The organism is Oceanimonas sp. MB9, assembly GCF_011319775.1.
Taxonomy (GTDB): Bacteria; Pseudomonadota; Gammaproteobacteria; order Enterobacterales; family Aeromonadaceae; genus Oceanimonas; species Oceanimonas doudoroffii.
This window is the reverse complement of the sequence record NZ_VFBE01000009.1, coordinates 767,172-785,275: the sequence shown is the minus strand read 5'-3', so window position 1 is coordinate 785,275 and position 18,104 is coordinate 767,172. Positions and strand designations below refer to the sequence as shown.

The following is an 18,104-nucleotide window of genomic DNA, read 5'->3' as shown; positions in this document are numbered from 1 at the left end:
CGTAATGAATACAACATCTTGCGCCGCTTTTGCCCAGCGCCCGCTGAGGGTTGGCATTCTGGGAGGCGGCATTGCCGGCGCCACAGTAGCACTGCGACTGACCGACATGGGCATTCACACCCTGCTGCTGGAAAGCGGCACCGGCCTGGTAAACGGCCCCCCCATCTGCCACCTGCATGCCGGAGGCAACCTCTACCGGGAAATCAGCGACGAGCAGTGCCTGACCCTGCTGCGCCAGTCCATTGCCTCGGTGCGGGCCTACCCCCACAGCATTAACCGCCGCCCGACCGTGATTGCGGTGCCGGTGACCGATGCGGGTGATCCCGAGGCCCTGCTGCCCCGGCTGCGCCAGGTGACACGGGAATATCAATTGCTGGTGAACGAAGATCCCGCCAACCGCGTGCTGGGCGAGCCGGACGATTACTACCGCTGTTATCACCGGGAAGAGTTCGAAGCCCTGGCCAGCCGGCCGCTGCCGGATCGGGCACAGACTCACGACGACTGGATGATTCCGCTGGCACGGCAGCTGGATGCCAGCCAGCTCAAGTTTCCGCTGATCCTGGTGCAGGAATACGGCTGGAGCCTGTTTCGCATGGCCGCCACCGCTACCCTGGCCTTAAGCGAATCGCCCCTGTGCGACCTGCGCCTGAACACGCGGGCCACTCGCCTTGAGCAGCACGAATGCAGCTGGCACGTGCAGAGCGTGGGCCCCGGCGGCGAGCGGGTGGATGAAGTGGACTTTCTGGTGAACGCCTGCGGCTTTCGCACCGGCCTGGTGGACGACATGGCCGGCTACCGGCGCGAGCGGTTGGTGGAATACAAGGCCGCCTACCTGGCTCGCTGGCCCGGCGCCGCCGACTGGCCCGAGGTGATTTTTCACGGCGAGCGCGGCACCCCCCAGGGCATGGCCCAGCTCACCCCCTACCCCGGTGGCCTGTTTCAGCTGCACGGCATGACCGACAGCATCACCCTGTTCAAAAACGGCCTGGTGGCCAGCCCCGAGCACAGTGCCCAGCCGCGCCTGCCCGACGCCTATCGCCACCAGCTGGATAATGGCTGGAGCCTGAACGACACCGAGGCCCGCACTCGGCGCGCCATCGATCACTTGGCCCGGCTGCTGCCGGATTTTGCCCGCGCCACCCCGGCCGGCAAGCCATTGTTTGGCGCCCAACAAATTCCGGGCAGCGATCCCAAACTGCGCGCCGCCGATGTCTCTTTTGAGGGACACCACTACGCCCGGGTGGAAATTGTGAAGGCCAGCTCCGCCCTCACCGCCGCCGACCGCATTGTGGCCAAGCTCACCGAGCTGGGCTGGCTCACAAGCCAGGGCCCGCTTAGCCCGGATCTGGCGCTGAGCCAACGACAAAGCGCCGCCGAGGTGGAAAGCATCGCCATCAGGCTTGCCGAGGCCCGCGGCTACCCCAGAGAGCTGGCCGAAAACGGCTGGTAACCCACCGTCGCTCCCGCCTTTTCTCCGTCACTCCCGCGAAGGCGGGAGCCCAGGGCAGAACGTAGGCTGGAATGAGCGCAGCGAATTCCAACATTCCACCGCCTCCTGCGTGTTGCGATTCGCTTCGCTCATCGGCAACCTACCCCTGCTTACCCACCCCTTCAATCGTCGCTCCCGCAATGGCGGGAGCCCAGGGCAGAACGTAGGTTGGAATGAGCGCAGCGAGTTCCGACATTACAGCGCCGCCTCCTTCCGCCCAAAAAACAAGAGCCCCGTCACAAAATCTGCTAAATTACCCGCCCCTGACTGACAGCACGAAAAGGAGTATCAATGCGCAGTCACCCGTTGCGGGAGCAAATTATTGCCGAGGTGCACGCCCGGCCCTTTCAGGAACTGCAGGGCCCGCTGGGCATGCGCCATATTGCGGTTACCTACGATGACGTTCCGCTGAGCGAAATAAAAGCCAGCGTGGCCCGGCTGAGCGACCTGCTGCAACTGCGGGAAACCACCGGCAAATCGCGCTTCTGGCAGGGCGAGAACGACCAGCTGACCCTGCGTTTTGAGGCCCACCACGAGTTCTATACCCTTACCCTGACCGCCCTTAACCGGCTGGAGCTGCCGCAACTGCCGCAAGACTGGCTGGATTCCGCGCCGGGCAGCTTTTTGTGTGGCGCCGAAATTCTGTTTCGCGATCACCAAAGCGAGGCAAACGAGCAGGCCTGGCTGGAACAGCATTTTGGCGAGCACCAGGTCAACAGCTCGCTGGTGATGTCGAAGGTGGGCCAGATCTGGACCGACTTCTACCCACGGGAAGACAGCGGCCTGGTGCGGGTGCTGGTGGAAGACCGGGGCCTGCAACTGCGCCAGGCCGGCCGCCTGCTGCAACGCATTTACGAAATAGAAACCTACCGCCATATTGCCCTGCTGGCCCTGCCTCTGGCCAACAAGGTGGTGCCGGTGATCAACCAGCTGGAAAACGAGCTGGTGGAGCTCTCTACCCGAGTGGCAACGGAAGAGCCTTCAAAACTGCTGCACCAGCTCATGGATCTGGCCGAGCGGCTGGAAGCGCTCTCGGCCCAGACCTCCAACCGTTTCTCGGCGGCGGAGGCCTACTTTACCCTGGTCAACAAGCGCATTGCCGAGCTGCGGGAAACCCGCATAGAAGGCCGCCAGACCGTGGAGCAGTTTATGGACAGGCGGCTCGACCCGGCCACCCGCACCTGCCGCGCCGCCGGCCAGCGCATTGAGCAGCTTTCCCGCCGGCTGGCCCGCACCACTCAATTGGTGCGCTCCCAGGTGGATCTGTCGGTGGAGCAGCAAAACCGCGACATGCTCAGCAGCCTGAGCAAACGCGCCGGTGAACAACTGCGGCTTCAGGCCAAACTGGAAAGCTTCTCCATTATCGTGGTGACCTACTACGCCTTTGACCTGCTCGACCGCACCCTGCGCAACCTGGTGGAAAACGAAGAATACCGCCACCTGATGGAAGCAGGGTTAAGCATCTCGGTGCCCTTTATCGCCCTGCTGCTCTGGCTCTATATACGCCGCCTGCTGCGTGGCGTGGGGGAAGACTGATTACCACGCCGTAACCTGAAGCACAGCAAGGTGTCTGACAATCCGTGCAAAATCGTCGGGCACCGTAACCACTCCAGCGACACGCCGTGAATCCCTCCCTGGAGGCTCCGCTGCGCCATCCATGGCGCAGAGGGTACGCTGGAGCGGCTTACTCTGCCCTCCTCAGCTGACAGCTAGATCGCCTGTAGGCGCCGACCACACTTCACATACAACCCCAACCGCTCACAAAACCACCACTTAGGCAGTTTGCATCTCACTTAAACCTTTTTGCAATTGCCCTACCGACTTCCAGCAGCCAGAATAGACGCGTTTGAAAACTGTGTTGGTAAGCTTGGTGGCCTTGCACCCACCGGCGGTAGCGTGGGTGAACACCAGCAAGAACAGCTCTGGTAGCTGCTGCTTTAGCCGGCAGAGCCTGCGCAGCAGGCTGAAAAGGCACAGTATCAACAAAAGCGATGCACGTTATTCCGCATATGCTAAAAATAAAACCTGTTGAACTCAATACGTTAGCAAACACATGTCGTTGGTAGTGCGCACGTTCAGGAACATATATGCGCATGCACGTTATTTCCCTGCCACTTACTGCCGACGCATGCCATAACTTATTGATAAAGATAAAGTTATAGTGAATCACTCAAAATCTGCACATTAACATATATGAGCGTGCGCATTATTATAATGTTAAGCGCAAGGAGAATTCATGAGTCTGAATGAAGCAAAGAATAGAATTGATCTTCTAAATCATTTTGATTATTCGTTAAGGCTCTTTGAGAGCAATTACCAAGAGCTTATCTCTGTAATAAACATCATGACTGATGAAAGAGTAGGACTTGAGTTGTTTGCAGTGATAAATCGTTGGAAATTGGATGAGGTGTTAACTCACCTTGGGTTTAAACTTCACAATTACGTTTGTGCCGCAAAATCTTTAGTTGATCACTCCAGAGTACTGTATCGGCGTGTTTATACGGAAAAAGCTCCTAAGTTTGACGATTATGAAGCAGAAGTAAAGGCACGCTTTGAGGAGAACTCTTTAAGTAAGTTTGTTGAGTTTCTAAGAACCTATTGCCAGCATGAAAAGCTACCATCTATTGGCTCCTCTATGAGTTTTGACTCTCATTCTGATGAAGGATTTATCTTTACCGTTACTGCTAGTTCTTCTGAACTGCTCAAATCTAGCAGTATTAAATCACAGGCAAAAAAATTCATCAGAGAACAAGATGGTGACATCAATGTAAGGAAGGTGATTGATAGCTACCATACCCAAGTTACAGAGTTCTATCAGTGGGTAAGAGCTAGGCAGCAGGAGCTTCACAGTCAAGATCTTTTGATCGTTGATAGGTATTATCAGGAAGAACGCATCAAAGCTATTAATAATTTTATAGATTCATATCCTATATACGAAAAATCAGGCACAGTAAAAGAACAGCTATGCACGATTTTATCCCGTGATACTTACAGAGAACTTGAACAATACAAAGATGATGAAGTTAAGTGGTTGGAATGTGCGATAGCTGTAATAGAAGGCGATGTTGTGCTTCCTGATGCTATAAAAACATCGCTGAGAAGTAAGTCGAAAGAAAGCACTTAACAAGTCAATCAACTTCGCGCCTTCGGCGCCGGACAGCTAAAAGCGTGGCTTCGCCACAACGCTGCCGGTTATTGAGGCGTTAAGTGTCAAAGGGTAATCCGGCACATCATGGAGGATTTATGTCACATAAAATTTCAATTGTAGAAATAAAGAATTATAAATCTATAGTTAATGCCGAATTAAAATTATCTAGTTTTACTCCCCTCGTTGGCTATAACAATGCTGGTAAATCCAATTGCTTGTCCGCAATTCAATGGATATTAAAAAAATCCAGTTTGTCTGATAAAGAATTTTTTGATTCTTCACAGCCCGTTGAAGTAATAGCTACAATAAATGGTGTTTCCCAAGCACTTCTCGATTTAATGCCCCCTAGACAAAAAAGCTCAATCCAAAACTATGTTCAGAACGAAACCTTAAAAATAAGACGAGTCCAAGAAACTCCTAATGCAAAGGTTGCCGAAATTAGAATTTCAGTTTGGGATGACTCCGCGAATGACTGGGCTGTAAATCCAACAGGCCTAGATAATGCTTTAAGTGTATTGCTTCCTGAACCTATAAGAATAGGAGCAATGGAAAATGCAGCGGAAGATGCGTCCAAAGCAAAAACCTCTACAACAATAGGCAAGTTGCTCGGTGAGTTTTTAACTCCTGTCAAAACAGCTCATGAAGCAGACTTAAACCAACATCTAAACGAAGTAGGTAGAAGAATATCGTCAGATGGTGATATGAGATTTTCTGAGTTATCAATTATTGATCAAAACGTGAACTCAAGAGTTAATGATTTATTTCCTGGAATGAGTGTTAAGTTACATTTTGATACACCAAAGATTGATGACTTGATCAAAGCTGGCACATTGAAAGTATTTGAGGGCGCTGGCAATGGCCGAGATTTTTCTTCATATGGTCATGGGGCGCAACGCTCAATCCAGATGGCTTTAGTTCAGTATCTTGCTGAAATAAAGAGAAGCAATAATAGCACTGCTTCAACTACGCTACTTCTTATTGACGAGCCTGAATTATACCTACACCCATTTGCTATCGAACAGGTTAGAGAGGCATTGGTAGCTTTATCTTTAAGTGGTTATCAAGTTTTAATATCTACCCATTCGGCTCAAATGATAACTCCTGAGTTAGCTGAACACACTTTGTTAATAAGAAAAAGTGATGTATTAGGTACACATTCAAGACTAAGGCTAGCTGACGCTATCCAATCTGTAGTACCTAATTCGACTCATCAAATGGAACAGTTATTTAATTTAGCGCATTCAAGCCAGCTATTGTTTGCTGAAAATGTAGTTTTAACCGAGGGGAAAACGGAGTTGCGTTTGTTGCCCTTCCTATTTAAAAACATAGCAAGTTTAACAATGGGGCAAGAGAAGCATGCTCTCGTAGCACAAAGTGGGGTCAATGATACTAAAAAATCATTGGAAATCTTAACTGCAATGGATTTGCCATCGAAAGCGATTTGTGATTTAGATTATTGTTTTAATGGTGCAGTGAGAGATGGTTTCCTGCTGTCTACAGACCAAGATTTGTTGAGCTTAAAAGCACTACTTCCAAGCTTAGTTCAATCTCATGGAGTTACCCTTAATGGTAATGGTTTACCTAAGAGTAATAATACCATTACTGCTGCGGGAGCTTATGAAGTCTTAGCTAATGACCAAGCCGCAATTCCATTAATTGAGTCTCTACATACAAAAATGAAAGCTCAAAATATATGGGTGTGGAAAAAAGGCGCTATTGAAGCTCATATCGGCACTCCGAATAAAACAGAAAGTGCGTGGGCACAATTTAAAAGCGATGTTATGACAAACGGTTTGTCTCAAACATGCAGTGACCATCAAAGCTTATTAGATCTTGTTGAATGGTTGCGCAATTGACACTTAACAAAGCAAGGCAGTCGGATGTTTCGCACCGCTGCTTGCGGCGTTATACAATTTAAGGAGGAACAATGATGTTAATATATGGAATTAAAGAACGATTAAACCCAATAAAAGCTCAGTTATCCGATGTAATTCAGCAGTCTATGTCTCAAGTTTTGAATTTACCAGAGAGCAAACGTGCCCATCGGATTATTCCTCTTGATAAATCCGACTTCTATTATCCAGATGACCGAACAGATGCTTACACGGCAATTGAAATTAACATAATGGAAGGGCGCAAGATTGAAACTAAAAAAGCCCTAATCAAAGCACTATTCGCAAATATTGAATCAACAGTTGGTATCTCACCGGTAGATATCGAGATTACCATCAAGGAGCAACCACCACATTGCTGGGGCTTTCGTGGCATGACAGGCGATGATGTCAAAGACTTAACCTACAAGGTCAAGGTGTAAGTTAAAGTATCGAAGGTCATGACATATAACAAGGCGTTTAAGGAAAATTCTGAAATTCACCTATCCCAACGGACACACCTTAATAAGGAAGTGCAAGCTTCACTTGGAGACCGCCGTACCCGACACTTAAGGAACCGGTGCCGCAAAGTTATCAGATCACATTTACCACTCCGTCATTCGCCAAGCCATAAAATAAAAAAGGAATTGAAGTGGATTTTATTAGCATTTTTTCAAGTTATATGACACACGTCTGGTATGTCCTTCCGGTATTGTTACTGGTAACTTTCTTTAAAGGCCCCTGGTTCAAGGGCGCATTCGGCGAGTTTTTTGTTAACCGCATGCTGTCCCGTCTGCCCGGCAATGAATATACCCTGCTAAAAAATATCACCCTGCCCACCGAGGATGGTACCACCCAGATCGATCATGTGCTGGTGTCCGAGTTTGGCATTTTCGTGGTGGAAACCAAGAACATGAAAGGCTGGATTTTCGGTTCGACCCAGCAAAAGCAATGGACTCAGAAAATTTACCGCCATACCTCCAAATTTCAGAATCCGCTGCATCAGAACTACAAACACACCAAAACCCTGGAGTCGGTGCTGAATATGTCCCCGGAGCATATTCATTCGCTGATCGTGTTTGTCGGCGACAGCACCTTCAAGACCGAGATGCCGCCCAATGTTACCTATTGCCGGGGAGGCCTCGACTTTATTCGCTCGTTCACCCAACGGGTGTTGAGCAGGCAGGACGTCATGGAGGCAATTGCCCTGTTGGAAGAAATCAAGCTCAAACCCGGCCTGGCGACCGCGCTCAAACACAAAAAACATGTAAGGGACATTGTGGCCGGCAAGGCCGCCGAACCGGCCTGCCCGCGCTGTGGTGCCGGTATGCTGCTGCGGGAAAGCAAGCGGGGCGCCAATGCCGGTGAACCGTTCTGGGGTTGTTCGCAGTTTCCCAAATGCCGGGCGGTGGTAAAACCAACCCGATAGCATACTCATTTCCCCCTTTTCTTCTCCCCGAAACGTGCTGGTGAAAAGTGTATTAAAAGATTGGCGGTGAATTATCACTGAACACTGTAATAACGGTGATGAAGCCTCCGAATCGGATTGTTTTGCCATATACCGTTTTTGCTCAGTCGCTCACTTCGGGATGTGTCCTGCTCTGATACTCGGGCAACTGCGCTCTTAATCCTCGAAAGGTGTTGAATGCACTGGTCACCGAGAGCTTGTTGGTCATCCAGTCAGGTAAATTGCCGCCGGGATCGGCAAACGCAATATATTCGATATGGGTCAGCCCATTGGTCAGTTTTGCCAGTGTCCAGGTGGCTTTCACGGCTTTTATTCGAATGTAACCTGGTTGCCGTGGATAGGCATGGGAGGCGCCCTCAATGGTCAACACCAGGGCACCCGGCGGTTGGTCAAACCTTGAATAGGTGACCATATCCCGGTCCTGCACCGGCCAGGGGGCCCGAAAGCGGGTATAAACAATGTTCTCATTGGGCGAAATCTGTTCAAGTACCCGGCTTGAGGAGACGTTGTCTATCCAGTTGGGAATATTTGCGCTGTCTTCCAGCAGTGCCATAAAGGCACCGTAACGGGTAGTTACAAACATTTGAGCACGGATCTCCACCAGACCATCCCGATGGTGCCGGGTGTGAATGGTAATGCCGTCCTGATTTTTGGCCATTTCCCAGCGCTGGGGCTGTGAGTCGTCTGCGGCGCCAGAAAAAACCGCGACCAAAGAAAGCGTCAGTAGCCAGCGTGCCAGCATGCTTGCCCCTTATCACTTATCACCTCTGGGCCGGTTAGCGGCCCTGTCTCTGCTTAGCTTAGGGTGAAAACGGGCCGAGTAACCGCTTTGAATAAGATGATGCGGTGGCAGCGGCTTCAAACCAATTTGGGCAGCCCGGAATGAGTATCATGGGCTGAGGCATTCAGCATACAATTCGGGCTTGCTGCTAAGCACGCTTCTAAGCTTCCAAGGTGCTTTCATTTTTCGTAGAGGAAACCATGAATCATCATCGCTACAGAATCAGGGTCATGAACCGGGAAGAGGTCAACCTTGCGATCGAATGGGCCGCAGAGGAAGGCTGGAACCCCGGCCTTCACGATGCCCAGTGCTATTTTTCGGCCGACCCTCATGGTTTTCTCATCGGCCTGCTGGACGATGAGCCCATTGCCACCCTATCGGTGATTAAATATGACGACTCATTTGGCTTTCTTGGCTTTTATATCGTCAAGCCCGAATACCGGGGAAAAGGTCATGGCATTGAGATTTGGAAGGCAGGCATTAACTACCTTCAGGACCTGAACATCGGCCTGGACGGTGTGGTTGAACAGCAGGAAAACTACAGGAAATCCGGTTTCAAACTGGCCTATCGCAACATCCGCTACCAAGGCGTTGGGGGTGGTGATCAGCCCCGGCACTCGGGAGTTGTTGAACTGTCTACCCTGCCTTTCGACATGATTGAGGCCTATGACCAGCCTTTTTCCCTGCCAACAGGGCGCAGTTCACGCGCGCCTGGATAAGCCAGCCGGATTGTCATGCCCTTGGCATCATGCAGAATGGCACACTCTCTGGCTACGGTGTGATAAGAAAATGCCGAGATGGCTACAAAATAGGCCCCCTAATGGCGAACAGCCCCGAACTGGCAGAATCACTTTTCCTCGCTTTAAAAGCCCATACTGCTTCGTCAGAACACATTTACCTCGATGTGCCAGAAACCAATCAGGCGGCGGTTACATTGGCCGAGAAGCATGGCATGAAGGTGTCGTTCGAAACCGCCAGAATGTATACCGGCGCCATTCCCGATATACCTTTGCATCGGCTTTTTGGTGTGACCTCTTTTGAAATCGGATGATCGAAGCAGCGCGACTATCCAACAAGGCTACAGGGCGGCATCGTTGCCGGGCGTGAAGCTGCTCTGGTTAATGGGAACAGCTGCAACAACAGCGTAAAATGGTGATGGATGCTTCATTACCCCGGGTAAGATCATGCTCAAGCTTTTTACAAAACTGGCGTTGTTGCTGCTGGCCTGTGTGTGCGCCGGGGCACTGGTGCAGCAGACCACGCTGTCGGCGCTGGCACTCACCCGCGTCGATCCCCTGCCCCACACTCAGCAGCTGGTGGCCGAGGCCCGTTACGCCGAGGCGGCGGATTATCTCGGCTTTTTTATGGAATACGACTATGTGAGCTCAAACCCCCAGGCTCGAGCGCTGCATAACGAGATTGCCCGCCAGCGGGAGAGCTGGCGTTATCGGTTTGAAAAACTGAGCGAGGGGCTGGTGCTGGGCACCAGCGACGAGACCATCGGCATGGCGGCGGCGGTGGCCACCGACTTTCTGGTGATCGGAGATATTCGGGATCTCACCCATCAGGGCATTCACCTCGCCAGGGGCGAAGAAGTGGACGAAGTACTGGTGGCACTCTCTACCCTGGGGCTGCTGGCCACCACGGCCCAGCTGGCAAGTGGTGCCGGCACCCTGGCCACGGCCGGTGCCGCCGCCCCTGCCACCGCGGGGGCCACCGTGGCCAAAAGCGGTATCGTCGCGCTAAAAACCGCCCGCCGGCTGGGCAGCCTGCCTCCCTGGCTGGGCAAAACCCTGGTGCGGGCGGCCAGAACGGCCAGGCAGTCCAAAAGTGTAAGCAGGCTGGGAGACGTGTTTTCCCATGTCTCCACCCTGGCGCGCACTCGTGGTGGCTTTCGGCTGCTGGCCAGCACCCGCAATGCCGACGAACTGGCCACCATGGCCCGCTTCGCCCGCACCTTTGGCCACCACAGCCGGCCCCTTTACCGGCTGGGTGGCGATCTGGCCGTGAGCCTGGCCGCCACCACCGGCAAACAGACCATCAAGCTGGCGGCCACCTTTGGCAAGGGCGGGCTCAGGCTGCTGAACCGGGTTGGCGCGGTCAGGTTCACCAAAATTGCCAGCCGCAGCGCCAAGATGGTCTACAAGGGCGAGCTGCTGCGCCTGCTGGCTCAATCGCTGTTTCGCCTGCCGCCCTGGCTGCTGGGACTGATGATGGTGCCGGCCCTGCTGTTCTGCCCGCCCTGGCGCTGGCTGCTGCGCCTTGGCAGGCGCCGGCGCGCCGCTCGCGGCTATTCGTATGAATAATGCCCAACCCCGCCATCAGCGGGGTTGGGCATTATTAACGCTAGTTTCAATCTGTTTACTGCATGGTGGCGGCGGTCACGCCTGTTCCGGCACCGGCTTTACTAGCGGCACACTCACCCTGTTAACCTGATCGGTGCTTGCCGCAATGCTGTGCATCGTCTGTATCTCCGCCGCACTGAGGTGCGCGTAATCCTTGCGCATATAGCCGATGGTTTTATACAGCATATAAGACGTCAGCAGCAGAATGGGCAATGCAAAGATCAGGATCGCCGACTGCATCGACTGCACCGGGGCATCCACGATAATGAAAATGGCCGGCAGCGCCACAATCACCAGGCACCAGAACATCTTCAGGTAGGTCGACGGGTTGTTATTCTCGTCCAGCCTGTCCTGAGTATTGCAAGACACGGTAAATACCGAGCCGTCCAGGGTGGTGACCAGCAGCAGGAAGGTGGCAATAATAAACACCACCAGGATCACCGAAGACAGCGGCAAGGTCTCCAGCGCACTGACAATCGCTTCGCTGGCCTGCCCGTCGGTCACCATCTGGCTGATATTGACCTTGCCGTCGAGCTCCGTTTTCATCATAAAGGAGCCAACCACCGAGAACAGGGTTGCAATGCCGGCGGTGCCTCCCCCAATCATGCACACAATCACCTCACGAATGGTGCGCCCCCTGGATACCTTGGTAACAAACACACACATCAGCGGAATGAAGATCATCCAATATGCCCAGAAATAGGCCGTCCAGGACTGGGGAAACTTGGCTTCGTTGATGGCATCGGTATACAGGCTCATCATGATGAAATTCTGCGCCCACAGGGCAATGGACGAGCTGGTGTTTTCAACAATGAACTGGGTCGGCCCCAGCAGCAGCACATACAGAACCAGGGCGACAACAAAATAGGTGCCATTTTCGCTTATCTTCTGCATGCCTTTTTCAATGCCAAAGAACGAGCTGGTCACCAGAAGCACGGCCACAATGGCGAGCATCAGCAGCTTCAGGAACAGGGTATTCTCAACACCAAACAGCAGTGACACCGCGGCCGAAATGATCGGCACCCCGAGTGACAGCACGATCAGCAGGCCAAAGATCAGTGCGATGGGATACATCACCTCAATCAGCCGGCCCATAACCCTGGCGGTGGTTTTGTTTTTTATCATCGACATGACAATGTCGCTGATTTTGAGCGAGCCGTTCTTGCGAATATAGAAGGAATACATCACCGGAATGGCGGTAATGGCATAGATCGCCCAGGCAATCACGCCCCAGTGATGCAGGCTGTAGGTAACCGCCCATTCGGACGCCGTTACCGATCCGGCCTCAATGGCAAACGGGGGCGTCTTGATATAATAAGACCATTCCAGAAAGGCCCAATAGATGGTGCCCGAGCCCACTCCCGCCAGCGCCATCATGGCGATATAGGAGAAGGTTGAAAACTCGGGTTTTTCGTTACCCATTCGAATATGGCCATATTTGCTGAAAACAAAAAAGGCCGCCAGAATAACCAGCCCAAAGGCAAACCAGAGAATCGGTGTGCCAAAGTTATAGGCAATCAGTGTAAATATGTCTCCGGCAACCTTGATGGCCTGTTCCGGATTGGTCAGAAAGAACATGGATATTGCAGAAACAATAACCAGCGAGATAGCAATAGTAACCCGGTCGAAGTTACTTTTTCCCATTGTAGCTTTCATTATCTTTGTCCCATTTATCATTAACCCGCCCAACAACCCCGAATGGCAATATCATTTGAACAGATTGATACTTGCCGGTTACATGCCGGGCTCAAGACGGGTTAATAAAAACCACTTCCACATTGTTGCGGGAGCGTTCCATTATTTACCCAAGATACGACGCTTATTACTCGAAAGCATAATGTCCTATCGCGTTTTCCCGAACAATGTCCCAGTCCATCTCAATGCCCAGGCCTGGTTTCGTTGGTGCATGAACGAATCCTTCCTTGTCGGTACGAATCACGTCTTTGGAGCCCAGCTCGAAGTTTTCATAGGGGTAGGCCTGCTCAAAGAACCGGCAGTTGTTATGGGCCAGTGCCACATGCAGATTGGCCGCCTGGGTCACGGTATAGCCCCAGCTTTGTATCTCCAGGTTTTTGCCGTGGGCCTCGGCCAGGGCAAAACACTTGTTGAGCGGCGTGATGCCACCGCACACGGTGGCGTCCTGGCGCACGTCGGACCACATATTATTGGCCAGGGCATAGGCCACTTCCTGCAGGGTCAGCAGGCAGTTGCCATGGCTGGAAATTTCCAGGTTGGTGTCTTTAACCAGACGCTGATAGGTGGCGTAGTCATAATCGGAAACCGGTGCCTCAAACCATGCCCAGCCGTATTCATCCAGCAGGCGGGCCATTTTTATGGCCTCCTGCTGGTTATAGAAGGTCGCCGTGTCCAGCATCAGGGCAATGCCGGCATCCTTGTATCGGGCCTGTACCGCCTTGACCAGTTTCAGATCTTTTTCATATACGCAGTAGCAATGCAGTTTGATGGCCTTAAAGCCGTGTTCAATGCAGCCGTCGATAAACGGGAAGTATTCTTCCACCGTATCAAACATGGGGGTGGACGCATAAGAGAGCATTTTGTTACGGGCGCCGCCCAGCATCATATACAGGGGCATGCCGGCTTTTTTGCCCTTGATATCCCAGGCGGCAATATCAATCGGTGACTTGGCGACCAGTCCGCCCCAGGAGCAGCGGTTCATCAGCCAGCCATGAAGCGCTTCGGTCATCAGGGCATTTTTCCCGATAAGCCCGGGCACTATGGTGCGCATGGCCTCGAGAATACAGCGGTCAAAGTCATTTTCCGTGTAGCTGATGGTGGCCCCCACCCCTTCGGTGCCATCTTCGGTGATCAGCCGCACCAGGTTGTTGGTGTAGATCAGCGGCTCCTGGTTATCGGCCCAGGGCAAATGGGCGGCATTGCGATCCGCAACGGCATATATCTCGACGCGCTTGATAATGGACTCTTTCATAACCATTCCTCGTTTTACAGTTTGCTGCCGTTGGCAATCATGACATTGCGGATTTCATCAACGGGGAGTTCCCGAATGCGGATGCCCTCGTCGATGGCCTTTACCACGGCAATGCCCGCCGCATGCCCATACTCAAAACATTGGGCCGTCACACGCGCGGAGGCAAGTGCCTCGTGCTCGGCACTCAGGCAGCGGCCGGCCACAATGATGTTCTCTCCCACCACCGGAACCAGGGTGTTGAAGGGAACGTCATAGTAATCATTGAGCAACCAGTGCAGTTTTGGCTTGTCACCGGAATGCAGTTCAATGGGCCAGGGCGTGCGGCAGATGCTGTCTTCCCGCTTGCGGCAATTCACCACATCGTCGTTGCTCAGTGTTTCCACCCCCACAATGGAGCGGGTCTGGCGAATGCCAACCTCAACGCCGGTATCCACCACATAGGCGTTTTCACAGCCGGGCACATAGTGGTTGAGGAATTTGGCATAGCTGCGAACCTGGCGGCGGCCGAATACTTCGGCTTCGGTAAAGTCCTTGGGATCAATCACGTTCAGCATGCGGCCATCCTGTCCGGCCAGCCGCGTGGCATTGACCATCAACTCTCCGGGCCGGGTGGTCGGAAACATCCAGATTTTATGGCGCGGCAGGTCATAGTCGTCGGTCTGGTTGGCCGCCACGATGTTCTCGGTAACCTTGGGCGGACAGATGGTGTCTTCACCGTAATAGGCGAGGTATTTCTCCATATCGACACCGGCAATGCGAAAGAACATGGTCGGGTTCTGAATGCGGCCGTTGTCGCCAAAGTAATAGTCCATGCCCGCTCGGGCGATCAGGGCGGCGTCGCCCGATGCATCCACTATCATCTTGGCGAGGATCACGCTCTGGCCGGCGTTGGACTCGATCACCACGCCCTTAAAGGCATCCCCATTCATGATCACTCCGGTCACCGCGGTGTGAAACAGGGTGGTTACACCGGCCTGCTCCAGAAAGTTGTCGGCCACCTCACGCCACATCAGGGGATCATGGGTCACGGTATAGGTCTTGCCGTAGCGCTGGGGCCCGGTCACTCCTCCTTTGTCGGCCAGCGCCTGGCGAAAACGCTCGGTAAAGCCAAATACCACCTGTTCCGGCTGTGCATCGGGGTTGTCACTAGCCATAAACATGCCGCAAATGGTGCCCGACAGCCCGGCCACGGCGGCGCCGCCACAAAAGCCGTATTTCTCAATAAGCCAAGTGCGCTTGCCCATGCGGCTTGCGGTTTCCGACGCCGCCACGCCGGCGGCCCCCCCACCGATCACCAGCACATCCACTTCCGCCAGGACCGGCAGATCCGGCACCGCTTCAAACCGCTGAACAATTTTCCAATCTTTCATGACGATCCCTCTGATAGACTTGTGGTCACCAACTGATATATCAGTGATATGATCACAATATATACAGGATCTTTCTGTAGCGCAACAGTTAACGCATTGTGATATGATGTGGCATCCCTTGCTCGCGGGGAGCGCGCTTACCCACATTTTCCTGGGAGAACGAGATGGCAATGACACCGGTGTCGGTTAACAAGACAGAGGCCGCCTACAACCTGTTGGAACGCATGATTATTTTTCGCGAGCTGGAGCCGGGCAGCATGGTCAGTGAAAAGCAGCTCGCCGAAAGCCTGGGGCTTGGCAGAACACCGGTGCGGGAAGCGCTGCAGCGGCTGTCTTATGAACGAATGGCGGAAATTCACCCTCGTCGCGGCATTCAGATTCCGGCCATTTCGGTGGAAAGCCAGCTCAAGATCCTGGAAGTACGCCGGGATATTGAGGCACTGTGTGTCAGCTATGCGGCATCCCGTGCAACGGTGCAGGAAAAGCAACAAATGCTTGAACTGGCGTCGAACCTGGAAGCCTGTGCACAACACCAGGACGATCTCACCTTTTCCAGCCTGCTCAAGCAAATTCACAGCCTGCTGGTCAAGGCGGCAAACAACGAATACCTGCAGCTTGCCATGGCCCCGTTGCAGGGCCTTTCACGCCGGTTCTGGTTTGCCTATAAAAATGACCACTCGGATCTGGCACAAGCCTCGGCACTGCATGCGGCCATACTCAGGGCCGTTAGCCATACCGATGCCAAGGAGGCCGTGGCCGCCTCCCACCGGCTGAACGACTATCTGACCGACATGGCCTACCGCAGCCTGACGGCCAGGAAATAGTGGGGCCTTGCCCGAGCCAGGCACAAAAAACAGGCCGGGGTGAACCACCCCGGCCTGTTTTGATTAATGATGCCCGATTACATATCAAGCCTGTTCAGCAGCCTCACCTTGATAGCGTCTTCATCGATCAGCTCAAACACCCTGGGTCGAATCTCACTCACCCACCATTCGTTGTAGGTTTCCTTGTGCATACGCTGCCGCGACGCCTCGTCGTCAAACTCCCTAAGCCACACAAAGTAATCCCGCTCATCTGAGCCTCGGTGCACATAGGTGTCAAGAATGACCATGCCTTTTGAACGCTGGTAAGGCAGCAGTTCGTCACGCATCCAGTTCAGCCACTGTTCTGTCTTGCCCTTCTTGATGCGGTACTCACGCAGTTCAACAATTTTCAACTTGCTCTCCACTGGGTGTTGCCGGGCCTGTCGGCTGGTGGAATGAGCCAGGCTGTCATACCGGTGCTCATTTTCCGGGCCGGTTACGTTCAATCACGGTAATGGATATTGCCAGAAACAGAATGTCTTTCACCAGGAAAAAGTTCGTGATCAAAATACCGTCAGACAGCTTCCAGGTATTCGGCGTGGTGAGCAGGAAGCTCAGCGTGGTCACAAAGATTGCCGCGGCCGCAATGCCCGAATAATACGCCAATTTGGTGTTTTTAAACCCCGCAATCAGGCCAATGGCGACCACGATCTCCGCGGCACCAATCAGGTTCGACACCGCCTGAACGGAAAACAGCTCATAAAGCCAGCCCATGGCAGGGTGGTTGACCACCAGCGGCTCGATGAGTTTGGCCTCGGTGGGGGTGAATTTGTATATGCCTATCCAGGCGAGCACCAGCGCCACACCAACAACCCCCAGACAGTACCCGATGTTACCTTGTTTTAAACCAGCAGTTTGAGCGTGCATGCTAATACTCCAATACGTTGAATGGTCGGTTCAGACCGAAACAGCTTGCGAAAGACGTGTGCGTAAGAATTTCTCACAAGGCATTCAGGGTGATTTTAAAATGCGCCATTTTGCTTTGTTGAAACATGGCGCGGGAGTTTGTCGCGCACGATGCGAGGTTTATTACAGAAAAATGTGGCTGCATGGATCGGCAGGCAAAGCCGGCCCAGTAGATGCGCGCCCTGCCGCGCAATAAAGCCACGAGCAATGAACATCAGGCAACCCCGGTCGGCGGTAATGGGGTAACCTGTGCCGCCGTCGACATAACATAGGCGCCGTGGCGCTGATCGCCATCGGCCAGAGGATCTGAATGACAAGCACAAGAAAACTTCATCGCCTGCTGGGCTGGCTGTTGTTGCTACCGCTGTTTGGCTGGGCACTGACCGGCATGGTGTTTTTTATCAAACCCGGATACCAGGACGCCTATGAACAGCTCGCGGTGAGAACCTACCCGCTGCAGCAAGGCACGACCCTCTTGCCCGAGGCGGACTGGCAACAGGTGAAGCTGGTAAGAACGGTGCTGGGCCGGCACATGCTGGTGCAGCACGAAGGCCGGTGGCTGCACCTGCGGCCAACTAGCCATGCCCCTTTTGCGTTGCCCGATGAGGCCGGCATCCGGTTGCTGCTGCAGGATGCCATGGCGGCCAATCCGGCCCGCTACGGCCAGATAGTTGAGCTGAATGGTACCGATGCCCGTACCAGCACCGGAGTGAACATCAGCCTGAACTGGAACACCCTCACCCTGCGGCAGGAAGGCAGGGACACTCGGCTTATCAATGGGTTATATCGAGTCCATTACCTGCAATGGCTGCCATCGAAGGAACTGAACCAAGGACTGGGCATGTTGGGGCTGCTGTTGTTGTTGCTGATGGCATTGCTGGGGCTGCGGCTGTGCTGGCGGCGATCGCCCTAACAC

Annotated in this window: 18 protein-coding genes; 11 read left to right on the top strand and 7 right to left on the bottom strand. The window is 53.4% G+C overall.

From position 1 onward, the window contains the following. The first annotated feature begins 4 nt into the window (after positions 1-4). The 6 genes from OJHNALOF_RS15005 (at position 5) to OJHNALOF_RS14980 (ending at position 7,937) form a co-directional block, all read left to right on the top strand. A complete protein-coding gene (locus OJHNALOF_RS15005) occupies positions 5-1,450 on the top strand; it encodes an FAD-dependent oxidoreductase (protein ID WP_165662511.1) in 1,446 nt (481 codons plus the stop codon). 330 nt (positions 1,451-1,780) lie between these two features. Further along, positions 1,781-3,025 (top strand): DUF3422 family protein, encoded by a 1,245-nt coding sequence (locus OJHNALOF_RS15000; protein WP_165662510.1) that lies wholly within the window; start codon positions 1,781-1,783, stop codon positions 3,023-3,025. A gap of 700 nt (positions 3,026-3,725) precedes the next feature. After that, the gene (locus OJHNALOF_RS14995; protein ID WP_165662509.1) at positions 3,726-4,613 is read left to right on the top strand and encodes a hypothetical protein; all 888 of its coding nucleotides are present in this window, start codon (positions 3,726-3,728) and stop codon (positions 4,611-4,613) included. 119 nt (positions 4,614-4,732) lie between these two features. Then, positions 4,733-6,493: an ATP-dependent endonuclease gene (locus tag OJHNALOF_RS14990; RefSeq protein ID WP_165662508.1), complete on the top strand. Its 1,761-nt coding sequence runs from the start codon at positions 4,733-4,735 to the stop codon at positions 6,491-6,493. A gap of 71 nt (positions 6,494-6,564) precedes the next feature. Next, on the top strand, positions 6,565-6,951 hold the full coding sequence (locus tag OJHNALOF_RS14985; protein WP_165662507.1) for a tautomerase family protein: 387 nt from the start codon (positions 6,565-6,567) through the stop codon (positions 6,949-6,951). 269 nt (positions 6,952-7,220) lie between these two features. Then, positions 7,221-7,937, top strand: coding sequence for a nuclease-related domain-containing protein (locus OJHNALOF_RS14980; protein ID WP_240919744.1), 717 nt, complete (start codon positions 7,221-7,223; stop codon positions 7,935-7,937). 142 nt (positions 7,938-8,079) lie between these two features. Here the strand turns inward: OJHNALOF_RS14980 and OJHNALOF_RS14975 are convergent, their stop codons facing one another. Beyond that, the gene (locus OJHNALOF_RS14975; protein WP_165662505.1) at positions 8,080-8,718 is read right to left on the bottom strand and encodes an START domain-containing protein; all 639 of its coding nucleotides are present in this window, start codon (positions 8,716-8,718) and stop codon (positions 8,080-8,082) included. A 239-nt stretch (positions 8,719-8,957) separates the two neighbouring features. Between OJHNALOF_RS14975 and OJHNALOF_RS16960 the strand changes: the two genes are divergently transcribed. From OJHNALOF_RS16960 to OJHNALOF_RS14965, 3 genes are all read left to right on the top strand, one after another. Continuing rightward, on the top strand, positions 8,958-9,476 hold the full coding sequence (locus OJHNALOF_RS16960) for a GNAT family N-acetyltransferase (protein WP_206063721.1): 519 nt from the start codon (positions 8,958-8,960) through the stop codon (positions 9,474-9,476). Next, on the top strand, positions 9,473-9,808 hold the full coding sequence (locus OJHNALOF_RS16955; protein ID WP_370462338.1) for a hypothetical protein: 336 nt from the start codon (positions 9,473-9,475) through the stop codon (positions 9,806-9,808). Before OJHNALOF_RS16960 ends, OJHNALOF_RS16955 begins: the two co-directional genes overlap by 4 nt. 133 nt (positions 9,809-9,941) lie before the next feature. Beyond that, positions 9,942-11,063 carry a hypothetical protein gene (locus OJHNALOF_RS14965; RefSeq protein WP_165662504.1) on the top strand — a complete coding sequence of 374 codons (1,122 nt, stop codon included), beginning with the start codon at positions 9,942-9,944 and terminating at the stop codon, positions 11,061-11,063. A gap of 75 nt (positions 11,064-11,138) precedes the next feature. On the opposite strand, the gene OJHNALOF_RS14960 is transcribed toward OJHNALOF_RS14965, so the two are convergent. From OJHNALOF_RS14960 to OJHNALOF_RS14950, 3 genes are all read right to left on the bottom strand, one after another. Further along, positions 11,139-12,746 carry a BCCT family transporter gene (locus OJHNALOF_RS14960; protein ID WP_165662503.1) on the bottom strand — a complete coding sequence of 536 codons (1,608 nt, stop codon included), beginning with the start codon at positions 12,744-12,746 and terminating at the stop codon, positions 11,139-11,141. A gap of 178 nt (positions 12,747-12,924) precedes the next feature. Continuing rightward, on the bottom strand, positions 12,925-14,049 hold the full coding sequence (locus OJHNALOF_RS14955; RefSeq protein ID WP_094199171.1) for a mandelate racemase/muconate lactonizing enzyme family protein: 1,125 nt from the start codon (positions 14,047-14,049) through the stop codon (positions 12,925-12,927). Between the two features lie 14 nt (positions 14,050-14,063). Next, complete coding sequence (locus OJHNALOF_RS14950) at positions 14,064-15,419, bottom strand: FAD-dependent oxidoreductase (protein ID WP_165662502.1); 1,356 nt, start codon at positions 15,417-15,419, stop codon at positions 14,064-14,066. Between the two features lie 164 nt (positions 15,420-15,583). Here OJHNALOF_RS14950 and OJHNALOF_RS14945 point away from each other — a divergent pair, with 164 nt between their 5' ends. Further along, complete coding sequence (locus OJHNALOF_RS14945) at positions 15,584-16,243, top strand: GntR family transcriptional regulator (RefSeq protein ID WP_206063720.1); 660 nt, start codon at positions 15,584-15,586, stop codon at positions 16,241-16,243. Positions 16,244-16,320: 77 nt separating this feature from the next. Here OJHNALOF_RS14945 and OJHNALOF_RS14940 read toward each other — a convergent pair whose 3' ends face one another. The 3 genes from OJHNALOF_RS14940 to OJHNALOF_RS14930 form a co-directional block, all read right to left on the bottom strand. Next, positions 16,321-16,635, bottom strand: coding sequence for an NIPSNAP family protein (locus OJHNALOF_RS14940; RefSeq protein WP_165662501.1), 315 nt, complete (start codon positions 16,633-16,635; stop codon positions 16,321-16,323). Between the two features lie 67 nt (positions 16,636-16,702). After that, on the bottom strand, positions 16,703-17,149 hold the full coding sequence (locus tag OJHNALOF_RS14935; protein ID WP_094199168.1) for a DUF417 family protein: 447 nt from the start codon (positions 17,147-17,149) through the stop codon (positions 16,703-16,705). 95 nt (positions 17,150-17,244) lie between these two features. Further along, positions 17,245-17,403: a hypothetical protein gene (locus OJHNALOF_RS14930; protein ID WP_165662500.1), complete on the bottom strand. Its 159-nt coding sequence runs from the start codon at positions 17,401-17,403 to the stop codon at positions 17,245-17,247. 95 nt (positions 17,404-17,498) lie between these two features. Here OJHNALOF_RS14930 and OJHNALOF_RS14925 point away from each other — a divergent pair, with 95 nt between their 5' ends. Beyond that, complete coding sequence (locus tag OJHNALOF_RS14925) at positions 17,499-18,101, top strand: PepSY domain-containing protein (RefSeq protein WP_165662499.1); 603 nt, start codon at positions 17,499-17,501, stop codon at positions 18,099-18,101. Positions 18,102-18,104 lie beyond the last annotated feature (3 nt).